Genomic DNA, 12670 nt, shown 5'->3' with positions numbered 1-12670 from the left:
AAAAAGATGAAAAAAGTTATTTTTGCGGGATTGAGCCTCATGTCTCTATTCTTGTTGATTGCCTGTGGTGAAAAAGAAACCAAACAGACGGAAAGTCCCAAACAGTCTACTGTACAGCAAATCGCAGTCGGTAAGGATGCGCCAGACTTCACCTTGCAGTCTATGGATGGCAAAGAAGTGAAACTATCGGACTACAAAGGAAAAAAAGTCTATTTAAAATTCTGGGCTTCTTGGTGTGGACCTTGTCGAAAGAGTATGCCAGAGTTGATGGAATTAGCTGCCAAACAAGATCGAGGCTTTGAAATCTTGAGTGTCGTTGCACCAGGACTACAAGGTGAAAAAACAGTTCAAGAGTTTCCAAAATGGTACCAAGAACAAGGCTACAAGGATATCCCAGTTCTATATGATACCCAAGCAACTACCTTCCAAGCGTACCAAATTCGTAGTATTCCAACAGAATACTTAATTGACAGCCAAGGAAAAATCGGAAAAATCCAATTTGGTGCTATTAGCAATGCTGATGCAGAAGCAGCTTTTAAAGAGATGAAATAAAGAAAAAATCGCGAAAACTCGCGATTTTTTTATAGTTTTTCATTGATAAAGCGGATGAATTGATTCCACCAAACTTTTAAGAAGAAGGCTTTTTCAACTTTCTTTTCAGAAACCATTTCAAAAGATGGTTTGTCGGAAGTGAGATAACCTTGACCGACCAAATCTTGGTCATCATAGGTTAGATGACCAACAACAGTTTCAGCTTCTAGTGGTGCTGTCTCGGCCTTGGTTTTTGGAGTGAACTGCAGGCTTGATGATGCTCGACTTCCCAATCGTTGTATGACAGTGATATCAGATTTAGCAACAGCAGTTACGGTATCTTCCTTCCCATCAAGTACAGAAACTTTGCTATCTTTGTAGGCTTCTCCCTTCTGGACAATTGTTTTGAGAGCATAATTAGATGTTATATAGTCCAAAAGAGAAGAAGTAGCAGTAAAGCGAGCGTAAGGATTACTGTTTTGCTGGTCAGCGTTTAAGACAACTGTGATGATTCGCATACCTTTTTCGGTAGTTGTTCCAACGAAAGAAGCTCCTGCCTTGTCTGTTGTACCAGTTTTGAGCCCATCAACTCCACCTCGATATGCTGGCATTCCTTCCAACATATAGTTAGTAGAGTGAATTTCCATACCAGCAAATGTTGATGAAGATTTCTTGGTGATTTCTAAAACTTGAGGGTAATCTCTGATGAGGTTTCGAGCGATGATTGCAACATCGTAAGCACTTAGTTTGTTTTCCTCATCCTTTTTAGAACCAGGATAGATATTATTTCCAAGTGTTTCGTTATTAAGTCCAGTAGTATTGACAATAGTAGCATCTTGGATGCCCCATTCAAGAAGTTTCGCCCTCATCTTGTCAACGAAGTCTTTCTCTGAACCAGCAATTTTTTCAGCAAGAGCAATGGCTGCACTATTGGCACTTGATACTAGAGTTGCTTCCAATAATTGTTCCACTGTATACTTGCGCGCTTCCATAGGAACATTACTAGCCTCAGAATTGGTTGTGAGTTGGTATGGGTAGTCAGAGATATCAACTGGGGTAGATAGGCTAATGGTCCCTTGTTCCAATGCTTCATAGACTAGGTAGACAGTGAGAATCTTGGTGATAGAGGCAATTTCTACAGCTTGAGTAGCATCTTTTTCGTAGAGAATTTTCCCAGTGTTTGCTTCAACAGCAATGGCATGCTTGGCAGCAACATCAAAATCTTGCGCAGATACAGTAGGAATGGCTGTGCCAAAAATGATAAGAGTTAGTAAGGATAAAATTATTTTCTTCATAGTAGTTTTATTCTATCACAAAGCGAAAAAATATTCTCGTTTTTATAGCAAAGCCATCTTATCTTTTTGAAGAATTATGGTAAAATAGAAAGAAGGAGGCGCCTATGTTCCGTAGAAACAAGTTATTTTTTTGGACAGCTGAAATTTTACTATTAACTCTTATTTTCTACCTTTGGAGAGAGATGGGAGCGATTGTCACACCTTTTGTGATGGTAGCTAATACCATTATGATTCCATTTTTGCTCGGAGGATTTTTCTATTACCTGACAAATCCCATCGTAACATTTCTAGAAAAGAAATGTAAAGTCAATCGTTTGATAGGTGTGCTCATCACTCTTTGTGCCTTGATTGGTACAATAGTAGTAGGGGTAGTCTACTTGCTACCGATTTTGATCAATCAGTTGACAAGCTTGATTATTTCTAGCCAGAATATCTACAGCAGACTGCAGGATTTGGTTATTGATTTATCGATGAATCCTATTTTCCAAAATATTGATATCCAAAAAACCATTCAACAGTTGAATTTATCTTACGTTGATATTTTACAAAATATTCTCAACAGTGTGAGCAATAGTTTAGGCAGCGTTCTTTCAGCCTTGTTTAGTACTGTTTTGATTCTCATTATGACACCAGTCTTTTTGATTTATTTCTTGCTTGATGGTCATAAATTCCTTCCGATGTTGGAACGAACAGTCCTAAAACATGATAAATTAAACTTTTCCAGTCTCTTGAAGAATCTGAACGCCACTATCGCACGTTATATCAGTGGGATTGCGATTGATGCTGTTATTATCGGATGTTTGGCTTATATTGGATACAGTACGATAGGGTTGAAATATGCTCTAGTCTTTGCTATTTTTTCTGGTTTGGCAAATCTTATTCCCTATGTTGGACCAAGTATCGGTCTGATTCCTATGATTATTGCCAATGTCTTTACTGATCCGCACAGAGTTCTCATTGCAGTAATTTATATGCTGATTATCCAACAGGTGGATGGGAATATCCTCTACCCTCGTATCGTCGGAGGGGTTATGAAGGTTCATCCAATCACCATTCTGGTTCTTCTCTTACTTTCTAGCAATATTTATGGTGTTATCGGAATGATTGTAGCAGTACCAACATATTCTATCCTAAAAGAAATTACGAAGTTCTTAGCGAAATTATATGAAAATCATAAAGAAGCCAAAGAAAAAGAATAAGAAAAATCAGAATCAATCTAAAAATCAGGGAGACCTGATTTTTTTTGATAAAAAGACTTGAGGTTAGACTGGTCAAAAGAGTTTTAAATGATTCTGTTGGAAAAGAATGGGAAATTATGAGATTTAGAATAATTCACAAAATGTGTGTAAAACACTTGCAATTTAGCTGAAATTTGATAAAATAGTAAGGAAAGTTAGACTGTATTGCCTACTGTCTATCTATAAAATATATTTTATTGGAGGCTTTTACTCAAATGGCAAAAGAAAAATACGATCGTAGTAAACCACACGTTAACATTGGTACTATCGGACACGTTGACCACGGTAAAACTACCCTAACTGCAGCTATCACAACTGTTTTGGCACGTCGCTTGCCTTCAGCAGTTAACCAACCTAAAGACTATGCGTCTATCGATGCTGCTCCAGAAGAACGCGAACGCGGTATCACTATCAACACTGCGCACGTTGAGTACGAAACTGAAAAACGTCACTATGCCCACATCGACGCTCCAGGACACGCGGACTACGTTAAAAACATGATCACTGGTGCCGCTCAAATGGACGGAGCTATCCTTGTAGTAGCTTCAACTGATGGACCAATGCCACAAACTCGTGAGCACATCCTTCTTTCACGTCAGGTTGGTGTTAAACACCTTATCGTCTTCATGAACAAAATCGACTTGGTAGACGACGAAGAATTGCTTGAATTGGTTGAAATGGAAATCCGTGACCTCTTGTCAGAATACGACTTCCCAGGTGACGATCTTCCAGTTATCCAAGGTTCAGCTCTTAAAGCTCTTGAAGGTGACTCTAAGTACGAAGACATCATCATGGAATTGATGAACACTGTTGATGAGTACATCCCAGAACCAGAACGTGACACAGACAAACCATTGCTTCTTCCAGTCGAAGACGTATTCTCAATCACTGGACGTGGTACAGTTGCTTCAGGACGTATCGATCGTGGTACTGTTCGTGTTAACGACGAAATCGAAATCGTTGGTATCAAAGAAGAAACTCAAAAAGCAGTTGTTACTGGTGTTGAAATGTTCCGTAAACAACTTGACGAAGGTCTTGCCGGAGATAACGTAGGTGTCCTTCTTCGTGGTGTTCAACGTGACGAAATCGAACGTGGACAAGTTATCGCTAAACCAGGTTCAATCAACCCACACACTAAATTTAAAGGTGAAGTCTACATCCTTACTAAAGAAGAAGGTGGACGTCACACTCCATTCTTCAACAACTACCGTCCACAATTCTACTTCCGTACTACTGACGTTACAGGTTCAATCGAACTTCCAGCAGGTACTGAAATGGTAATGCCTGGTGATAACGTGACTATCGACGTTGAGTTGATCCACCCAATCGCCGTAGAACAAGGTACTACATTCTCTATCCGTGAGGGTGGACGTACTGTTGGTTCAGGTATGGTTACAGAAATCGAAGCTTAATTCGATTTAGTTCCCAGAAGAACAATTATTTAAGTCAGACACTAAAAGAATCTTGCTTTGCAAGGTTCTTTTTTTGTGATGGAATTATTTTAGAAGGCTTTCTAGTATAGCGATATGATAGATTTTTTGGTATAATAAAAGTTATGGAAATCGAAAAAACCAATCGCATGAATGCGCTTTTTGAATTTTATGCTGCGCTTTTGACAGATAAGCAGATGAATTATATTGAACTCTACTATGCAGATGATTACAGTCTTGCAGAGATTGCTGAAGAGTTCGGTGTTAGTCGTCAAGCTGTTTACGACAATATCAAGCGGACAGAAAAGATTTTGGAAGACTATGAGATGAAATTACACATGTACTCAGACTACATTGTCCGCAGTCAGATTTTTGACCAGATCTTGGAGCGTTATCCCAAGGATGACTTTCTACAGGAGCAGATAGAAATTTTAACAAGTATTGACAATCGGGAGTAATCATGGGCAGTCTAGTTATTTATCAAGGATTACCTTGCAAACTATTAGCCGCAGAGGAACCATTTCCTACTCGACTACAGATTATCTCGCCCAATGATATCTCCAAAGCTATGAAAATAGGTTTTAGCTGTTGGGGATATCCAAATGAAATCATGAAAGAAATCACACCCGAGGAACTTGAGTGTTTGCAACATTTCGGACGATTTCCACTGAATTGAGTAAATAGGAGAAAAAAATGGCATTTGAAAGTTTAACAGAACGTTTACAGAACGTCTTTAAAAATCTACGTAAAAAAGGAAAAATCTCTGAGGCGGATGTCCAAGAAGCGACTAAAGAGATTCGTCTGGCCTTGCTTGAAGCCGACGTTGCTTTGCCTGTTGTAAAGGACTTTATCAAGAAGGTTCGTGAACGTGCAGTCGGACACGAGGTCATTGATACCCTCAATCCTGCCCAACAGATTATTAAAATCGTTGATGAGGAACTGACAGCTGTTTTAGGTTCTGATACGGCAGAAATTATCAAGTCACCTAAGATTCCAACGATTATCATGATGGTCGGTTTGCAAGGGGCTGGTAAAACAACCTTTGCTGGTAAGCTAGCCAACAAACTCAAGAAGGAAGAAAATGCTCGTCCTTTGATGATTGCGGCGGATATCTATCGTCCAGCAGCCATCGATCAGTTGAAAACACTTGGACAACAAATTGATGTTCCTGTCTTTGCACTTGGAACAGAAGTGCCAGCTGTTGAGATTGTTCGTCAAGGTTTGGAGCAAGCACAAGTCAATCACAACGACTATGTCTTGATTGATACGGCAGGGCGCTTGCAGATCGATGAGCTCTTGATGAATGAGCTTCGTGACGTAAAAGCCTTGGCTCAACCAAATGAAATTCTGCTCGTAGTTGATGCTATGATTGGTCAGGAAGCAGCTAATGTTGCTCGTGAATTTAATGCTCAGTTGGAAGTGACTGGGGTCATCCTTACCAAGATTGATGGGGATACACGTGGTGGTGCGGCTCTATCCGTTCGTCACATCACTGGTAAACCAATCAAGTTCACTGGTACAGGTGAAAAGATTACAGATATCGAAACCTTCCACCCAGACCGTATGTCAAGCCGTATCCTTGGTATGGGGGATATGCTGACCTTGATCGAGAAAGCTTCTCAGGAATACGATGAACAAAAAGCCCTTGAAATGGCTGAGAAGATGCGTGAAAACACCTTTGATTTCAATGATTTCATTGATCAATTGGATCAGGTGCAAAACATGGGGCCAATGGAAGATTTGCTCAAGATGATTCCGGGTATGGCCAACAATCCAGCCCTTCAAAATATGAAGGTGGATGAGCGCCAGATTGCGCGCAAACGTGCCATTGTATCTTCGATGACACCTGAAGAACGTGAAAATCCTGATTTGTTAAATCCAAGCCGTCGTCGTCGTATCGCTGCTGGATCTGGAAATACTTTTATCGAGGTGAATAAATTCATCAAAGACTTTAACCAGGCCAAACAGCTCATGCAAGGTGTCATGTCTGGAGATATGAACAAGATGATGAAACAAATGGGAATCAATCCAAATAACCTCCCTAAGAATATGCCAAATATGGGAGGCATGGATATGTCTGCCCTTGAAGGCATGATGGGACAGGGTGGCATGCCTGACTTGTCAGCTCTTGGAGGAGCTGGAATGCCAGATATGAGCCAGATGTTCGGTGGTGGACTCAAAGGTAAAATCGGTGAATTTGCCATGAAACAGTCTATGAAACGCATGGCCAACAAAATGAAAAAAGCTAAGAAGAAACGCAAATAAAAAAGGAAAGCAGAAGTGCTTTCCTTTTTTATATAAAATATGTACTTTCTATGATTAGGCAATTTTCTTAATCGAAAAATTGATTAAATAGAAAGAGTGATTTCAAATCCTTGAATCCATTCGGATTTTACTGCGATGTCGATTTTTAAAGCATCTGCTAATTGTTTGACCAGATAGAGTCCCATGCCTGTTGATTTTTTCCTTGTCTCTCCTGAATCACCTGTAAAGCCTTTTTCAAAGATATGAGGGAGGTCGCAAGCTTTAACTCCGCAACCATTATCCCTAATAATCAGACTTGTACGTCCCTTGTCTTTTGACATAGAAATGCTGAGTTTGGGCTTGTCAGAGCTATATTTAAGGGCGTTGGCGAGGATTTGGGAGAGGATAAATTCAAAACTGCGTTGATCGGTGTAGCAGGTTCCTTGTATATTTTCTAGCTGAATCGTAAAATTCTTTTCTTTGAGTAAGGGATCAAAATTTTCCAATAGATCTTGGATACATTCTTCTAGATCAAGATCTTCAAATAGAAAATCATTTTTCTCACTTTTCACCCTGTAGTAGAATAGGATCTGTGATACATTTTCTTGTATTTGATTTCTCACATAGTCTAACTTAAAAGCTGTATCTTCAGGTAACTGGTCACTTTGGTTGTCCAAAAGGAGGGAAAGAAGCGATAGAGGGAGTTTAATCTCATGTGCCCATTTTTCAACATAGTCCTCGTACTCGGCTAGTAATGAGTTGAGTTTTCCTATTTCAGACTGCTTTTGATAAAGTGTATCTGCCATTTGTTCAATGCTTTCTTTCTCTGAGGCACTTGATAAATGCAATAATTCAAGTTCGGTATTCGTCTTGGGATTGGCTATGAAGGCTTTATAGGTAGAGGCTTTTTTTCTTTCTTTTCCTATAAGTAAGAAAGATAGGATGAAAAAAAGCAGGACAGTAGCTAAAATATAGAGAAGGATGAGGGCCTGAAACATTCTCACATCTGAAAGCCAAAGCAGGACAGCTGTAAATAGATCAAATGCTAAGAGAACAAGTAACCAAGGCAGATAAGTAGCTAGATATTTAAGATTCTGTTTCATCTGGGCTTACCTCTTCTAGCTTGTAACCAATACCTCTGACGGATTTGACTTGAAGGGCAATGCCAGCCTGCTTCATCACTTTTTTGAGCCTTGCAATATTTACTTGAAGGGCATTCTCATCGATGAACTCAGTTGTATTCCACAGTTTCATGCTCAATTCTTCTTTTGTGACGACAGAATCAGTTGCCACTAATAAGGTTTCTAACAATTTCCCTTGATTTTGAGGGAGTAAAATCGAATGTCCGTTGATATAAAGGGTATAGGTATTTCTATCCAGCAGGAAATTATCTTTTTCAAGCAAATTTTGTCTACCTTCATAGCGTTTCAAGATATTTTCTATACGAGCCAAGAATCTTTCTTTTTTGAAAGGTTTTGTTAAGTACTCGTCTGCCCCTAATTTTAGGGCGTAGATCTCATCTTTTAGTTGTTCACGGGAGGTGAGAACCAATATGGGCACAGAGCGTTTTGACTTGAGATTTTTACAAATTTGAAAACCTGTTTCTCCCGGCAAATTCAAATCCAGTATGATTAGATCCGTATCGTATTGCAGCACTTGCTGGCTTGTATCTTTGAAGTCAGTCAACTTATCAACTTGATAACCCGCTTTCTCTAACAAAATGACAATTTCATCTCGAATCAAGGCTTCATCTTCAATAACCAGAATATGCTTCATATCGGTTCCTCCTTTTCTTAATTTATTCTACCTTATTCATCTCTTTTGGGTTCCATTAAGGACAACAAGTACTTATTGCTATTTTTCTTTACAATTCTGATATAGATGACTTCAAAGCCTGCTAAGAGCAGTACTATCAGCATGGCTGTGATAAATTTTTGCCCCATGACCATTCTTGCACTGGCTGGTACTATTCCTGTGAGGAGGGAGCCCACTCCGAAGCTACTACTGATAAGTGCAAGGGCTATTGGCAGACCGAAATACCAATTGATTTGCTTTTCTGACGATTTACAAAGAGTTTCGTAGTTGGCTCCGAGATGGATCAAGGTTTGGTATCGTCTGTAGGATTGTCTTTGTCCCATCAAAAATTGAACGCCAATGATTGTATTTGCCACAACAAGGAAGATGATAGCTAGATAGATAGTGATATAGCTGGCAGAGATAATGTAAAATAGTTGTCTTCCCATATTTTGTATATAGCTTTCATAGCCAAGAGAGGCTTGATTTAGCTTTTCATTGGTATCTGAGATAGCTCTCATCAGACCTTTTTCTTTGACTAGCTCAGGAGCCAAGATACCGCTGACATAGTTCGAGTAGTGACCGTCTGTATAGTTCATAAAGACTTCATCTGGGACTATGAGGGCAACAGAGAGGGTGATTTCACGATCCGTTACAATCGGTAAAGACTCCACCTCTCCAATCAATTTTACATCATTTTCCATGACTTTGATTTGAGGCTTCGTCTTCAGAACAGAGTTGACGAGATTCTCATCCGGGAGAAAATCTTTCCCCATATACAAGTAGGCTTCCTTGCTAGTTAATTCTAGAGGAGGGAGATTGGCAGCCTTTCTAAGTTCATTGTATTCGGAAACTGGTATGAGGTGAGAAGTAGTAGACTGTTTAAATTTATGGAGCAAAATTTCCTTGTTCTTGCTGCCTTTTTGCTTTTTCAACTCCTTGATGACCTCTTCGAAGGACACGGACTCGTGTTCTTTAGGCATGCCCACTTTGATTTGTAGAATCTTTGAAAACTGTGATGCTAGACCAGCAGCTTCAAGCTCTTTTTTTACTGTATTTACATCAAGATTTTCATCTGTTTCCTGCTTGTTGTCTCTAAATGTATAATCCAATACGTGGATTTGATTGCCTGAATTGCCACTTGCAATGGCAACACCTGCTCCAAAGAGGCACAAGGCAGAGAAGATTAAGAGCGAGCAGATAGCCAGTATAGTTGAGCGCTGGATAACTAATTCCTGAATCTGTCTAAAATTATAGGCATGAAGTTTTCGATTGTTTCCAAGTTTGACCAAAAAGTCTATAAACAAACGCATACCAAAGAAGAGGAGGATAGTTCCTAGAGTCCCCAAGAAAACAGTGATGCCCATGGTTATGACACTCTCCCAAGCTCGTCCACTCATACCCATGTAATAGGCTGTTCCTAGAAGCAAAATTCCGAGGACGGAAGCAAGAAGGTACACACCCTTGGGGAGTAGTTTCTTCATTCCAGAGGGTGAATAGGCAAGCAGGTTTCCGATTTCCTTATTGGCTGTTTTTGCACTTAAAAGGACAAAAACAGCTAATTTTACGGCTAGGAAGCCAATGACTGTATAGAGTAGAGCTGTAGTAGATAGAGAAAATTGATGCTCAATAATACCTAGTCCCACAATTTTAGCGGTTATTAGGCTGATCAGTTCTGAAATCAAGATGGAAATAGGAAGACCTATTCCAAGGGCAAGGACACTGTTTCTCAAATCCTCGAGCAGGAGCAGCAAGAACAGTTTGCTTCTTCGCATACCTAGTGTGAGATAGACACCAAATTCATGTTTTCTTCTTTCCATCTGCATACTGCTTGCGAAGTAGACTAGAAAAAAGAGAATAAAGAGCGTTGCAACATAAAGAATGGGAATCATGCTAAAGAGTTTATCTACAGCATGACTCTCTATTTGTTTTAGAAATACCATCACATCTTGATGGGACAAAGAAAGGATGATGTAAAAGGAAATAATAGAAAGAACCATGGAACTGAAGTACAAGCCATTATTCTTTCGATCTCTCTTGCTATTTCTTGAGATTAATTTAGAAAACATTGCCATCACCTCCAGCCAGTGCAGCCATGACCTTTAGTATTCTGTGGTAAAAATCTTCTTGACTTTCTCTTGGATAATCGCGTCGGATTTCATGGAATAGTTTTCCGTCTTGGATAAACAAGATGCGGTTGCAAAAGCTGGCTGCGACGGAATCGTGGGTCACCATGAGAATGGTGGTTTCTTCCACTTGATTCATTTCGGATAATTTTTGCATCAAAATGGTTGCATTTTTTGAATCCAAAGCCCCTGTGGGCTCATCCGCAAATACAATCTTAGGGTCTAAAATCAAGGCGCGTGCAGCAGCTACCCTTTGCCGTTGACCACCTGATAATTGAGATGGGAACTTATCCAGAAGTTCAGAAATATCCAGATATTGGGAAAGCAATTCTAACCGAACCTTGCTTTCGTTAGCATCGACCTTGTGCAAAGACAAGGGAAGTAAAATATTTTCTTTGGCTGTCAAATTGTCCAAAAGCTCAAAATTCTGAAAGAGGTAGCCAATTTCCTTGCCACGATAATCAGCTAACTGACTACCTTTTAACTGACCTAAATCCTTTTCTTGCATTTGAATGGAGCCGTCAGTTGGCTTTATGATAGTGGCGAGACAGTTAAGAAGGGTTGTTTTCCCAGAACCACTGCTCCCCATAATCCCTAAGAACTCACCTTTGACAACTTTAAAAGATATACTGTTCAAGGCTTTGGTGATATTCGGCTCTTTTCCATAATGCTTTGTTAATGATTCTACTCGTAAAATTGTTTCCATGTGAGACACCTCCATCTTTTGTTACTTTCATTATAATATGAATCAGAGTAGAATAACACTTACGGATGATGTAAGAAATCTTTATCGCTGGCATTTATAGTCAGATTATTGGACTTATACTTACTATATTATAGCATGGTTTTAGGGATTTAAAAAAGGAGTCTCGGAAGATACTCCAATTTAAAAGCAAATGCTATGAGAGAAGAAGTAACCAGAATGGCTGGAAAAGTAGTGGTGAGTGATAATAATATCAGAAAGAGTAAATTTAATTACAATCAGTATATTAAAAAGATTCGATCTAAAGTTTTGTCTGACTAATGAGGTCGATCTGATTAAACTTTTGATTCCTAATAATTCAAAAAATGTTGAAATAGAAATTTCATTTTCTCCCTTTCAAATCTAAAAAGTTGAGATTTTGATATAGAATCAGCTACAGCATGCTTAAAGAATATCCGATTAATTTTCTAAAATATCGAAAAGCTCTCTTTAATGTTTCACAATTTAGTTCCCTTAATTTTCTTTTCGAGCTATAAACATGCCATATTCTTTAGGAATGACTAACACACCATTATTAAACTCCCTTTCCAATCTTTTACGAATAATTCCCTCTTCTAGTGAACCTATTTCTGAAATTCCTTTCAAGGATTGAATATATTGAACTAGATCGTCTATACTTGTTACCTGTAGCTCGTCATCATAAATTAATTTTTCCACAGTGTCAAAATGCCTATTTAAATAAGTCTTTCCATTTTGTAAAGTAAAAGTTTTATTTTCTAAATCTTGAACAACCTCATCTTTAAATAAGCTTGCCAAATAATCTACAACTCCATTTTCACCAAATGTAGCACAATAAAAAATGCCCCCGTTTTTTAAAACTCTATTCACTTCAGAGAGAGCTTTAGGAATGTTATTTACATGATGTAGAAGCATATTAGCAATAACAATATCAAACGTTTCTTTCTCAAAAGAAACATTTTGGATATCCATTATTTCATAGTTGACATTGTCTCTATTTCCAATCACTGCCCTAGTAGTTTCTACCATGTCACTAGAAAAATCCGTAATTACCAATTGCTTCATCTTGTCTATAGAATCAAGATTACTTTTCCACAGTTCTCCTGTGCCGCATCCCAATTCTAGAACGTTAATTTCATCAGTAATTTGGTAGTTAGAAAAAATCCAATTATTAAAGCCCAATTTATTTTTTGAATACTTCTTATGTAGTTTTACTCTAATGTCAAGATTATCTTGTTTTTCATATTGTTCAATTACTCTATTAATCATTTTAAATTACCTCCACTTTATA

General features: G+C 38.7%; 12 protein-coding genes. 6 read left to right on the top strand and 6 right to left on the bottom strand.

Annotated features, from left to right (window positions below):
• The first annotated feature begins 6 nt into the window (after positions 1 to 6).
• Positions 7 to 552 (top strand): thiol-disulfide oxidoreductase-associated lipoprotein SdbB, encoded by a 546-nt coding sequence (gene sdbB / locus HT680_RS04285; RefSeq protein ID WP_173258476.1) that lies wholly within the window; start codon positions 7 to 9, stop codon positions 550 to 552.
• 29 nt (positions 553 to 581) lie between these two features.
• Here the strand turns inward: sdbB and pbp3 are convergent, their stop codons facing one another.
• The gene (pbp3, locus tag HT680_RS04280) at positions 582 to 1826 is read right to left on the bottom strand and encodes a D-alanyl-D-alanine carboxypeptidase PBP3 (protein ID WP_173258474.1); all 1245 of its coding nucleotides are present in this window, start codon (positions 1824 to 1826) and stop codon (positions 582 to 584) included.
• A 104-nt stretch (positions 1827 to 1930) separates the two neighbouring features.
• Here pbp3 and HT680_RS04275 point away from each other — a divergent pair, with 104 nt between their 5' ends.
• From HT680_RS04275 to ffh, 5 genes are all read left to right on the top strand, one after another.
• Positions 1931 to 3025 (top strand): AI-2E family transporter, encoded by a 1095-nt coding sequence (locus HT680_RS04275; RefSeq protein WP_173258472.1) that lies wholly within the window; start codon positions 1931 to 1933, stop codon positions 3023 to 3025.
• 254 nt (positions 3026 to 3279) lie between these two features.
• Positions 3280 to 4476: an elongation factor Tu gene (gene tuf, locus HT680_RS04270; RefSeq protein WP_001040719.1), complete on the top strand. Its 1197-nt coding sequence runs from the start codon at positions 3280 to 3282 to the stop codon at positions 4474 to 4476.
• A 143-nt stretch (positions 4477 to 4619) separates the two neighbouring features.
• Positions 4620 to 4952: a putative DNA-binding protein gene (locus HT680_RS04265; protein WP_000402066.1), complete on the top strand. Its 333-nt coding sequence runs from the start codon at positions 4620 to 4622 to the stop codon at positions 4950 to 4952.
• 2 nt (positions 4953 to 4954) lie between these two features.
• Positions 4955 to 5170: a hypothetical protein gene (locus tag HT680_RS09135; RefSeq protein ID WP_000535217.1), complete on the top strand. Its 216-nt coding sequence runs from the start codon at positions 4955 to 4957 to the stop codon at positions 5168 to 5170.
• 17 nt (positions 5171 to 5187) lie between these two features.
• On the top strand, positions 5188 to 6759 hold the full coding sequence (ffh, locus tag HT680_RS04260; RefSeq protein ID WP_173258470.1) for a signal recognition particle protein: 1572 nt from the start codon (positions 5188 to 5190) through the stop codon (positions 6757 to 6759).
• 83 nt (positions 6760 to 6842) lie between these two features.
• Here ffh and HT680_RS04255 read toward each other — a convergent pair whose 3' ends face one another.
• The 5 genes from HT680_RS04255 to HT680_RS04235 form a co-directional block, all read right to left on the bottom strand.
• Positions 6843 to 7841, bottom strand: a complete 999-nt coding sequence (locus HT680_RS04255) for a sensor histidine kinase (protein WP_173258468.1) — start codon at positions 7839 to 7841, stop codon at positions 6843 to 6845.
• On the bottom strand, positions 7825 to 8514 hold the full coding sequence (locus tag HT680_RS04250; RefSeq protein ID WP_173258467.1) for a response regulator transcription factor: 690 nt from the start codon (positions 8512 to 8514) through the stop codon (positions 7825 to 7827). Before HT680_RS04250 ends, HT680_RS04255 begins: the two co-directional genes overlap by 17 nt.
• Before the next feature lie 32 nt (positions 8515 to 8546).
• A complete protein-coding gene (locus HT680_RS04245; protein ID WP_173258466.1) occupies positions 8547 to 10601 on the bottom strand; it encodes an FtsX-like permease family protein in 2055 nt (684 codons plus the stop codon).
• A complete protein-coding gene (locus tag HT680_RS04240) occupies positions 10591 to 11364 on the bottom strand; it encodes an ABC transporter ATP-binding protein (RefSeq protein WP_173258465.1) in 774 nt (257 codons plus the stop codon). The genes HT680_RS04245 and HT680_RS04240 overlap by 11 nt, the downstream gene beginning before the upstream one ends.
• A 510-nt stretch (positions 11365 to 11874) precedes the next feature.
• A complete protein-coding gene (locus HT680_RS04235; protein ID WP_173258464.1) occupies positions 11875 to 12648 on the bottom strand; it encodes a class I SAM-dependent methyltransferase in 774 nt (257 codons plus the stop codon).
• Positions 12649 to 12670: the final 22 nt, after the last annotated feature.

Origin of the sequence: Streptococcus sp. 5905 (genome assembly GCF_013276505.1) — a bacterium.
Taxonomy (GTDB): Bacteria; Bacillota; Bacilli; order Lactobacillales; family Streptococcaceae; genus Streptococcus.
This window is presented reverse-complemented; position numbering and strand designations above follow the sequence as displayed.

What these genes read in the sequence shown, in the direction of transcription:
- HT680_RS04250 (WP_173258467.1), bottom strand. Translation starts at nt 8,514, where the DNA reads ATGAAGCATATTCTGGTTATTGAAGATGAAGCCTTGATTCGAGATGAA.
- HT680_RS04255 (WP_173258468.1), bottom strand. Translation starts at nt 7,841, where the DNA reads ATGAAACAGAATCTTAAATATCTAGCTACTTATCTGCCTTGGTTACTT.
- pbp3 (WP_173258474.1), bottom strand. Translation starts at nt 1,826, where the DNA reads ATGAAGAAAATAATTTTATCCTTACTAACTCTTATCATTTTTGGCACA.
- HT680_RS04235 (WP_173258464.1), bottom strand. Translation starts at nt 12,648, where the DNA reads ATGATTAATAGAGTAATTGAACAATATGAAAAACAAGATAATCTTGAC.
- HT680_RS04275 (WP_173258472.1), top strand. Translation starts at nt 1,931, where the DNA reads ATGTTCCGTAGAAACAAGTTATTTTTTTGGACAGCTGAAATTTTACTA.
- tuf (WP_001040719.1), top strand. Translation starts at nt 3,280, where the DNA reads ATGGCAAAAGAAAAATACGATCGTAGTAAACCACACGTTAACATTGGT.
- HT680_RS04245 (WP_173258466.1), bottom strand. Translation starts at nt 10,601, where the DNA reads ATGTTTTCTAAATTAATCTCAAGAAATAGCAAGAGAGATCGAAAGAAT.
- ffh (WP_173258470.1), top strand. Translation starts at nt 5,188, where the DNA reads ATGGCATTTGAAAGTTTAACAGAACGTTTACAGAACGTCTTTAAAAAT.
- HT680_RS09135 (WP_000535217.1), top strand. Translation starts at nt 4,955, where the DNA reads ATGGGCAGTCTAGTTATTTATCAAGGATTACCTTGCAAACTATTAGCC.
- HT680_RS04240 (WP_173258465.1), bottom strand. Translation starts at nt 11,364, where the DNA reads ATGGAAACAATTTTACGAGTAGAATCATTAACAAAGCATTATGGAAAA.
- HT680_RS04265 (WP_000402066.1), top strand. Translation starts at nt 4,620, where the DNA reads ATGGAAATCGAAAAAACCAATCGCATGAATGCGCTTTTTGAATTTTAT.
- sdbB (WP_173258476.1), top strand. Translation starts at nt 7, where the DNA reads ATGAAAAAAGTTATTTTTGCGGGATTGAGCCTCATGTCTCTATTCTTG.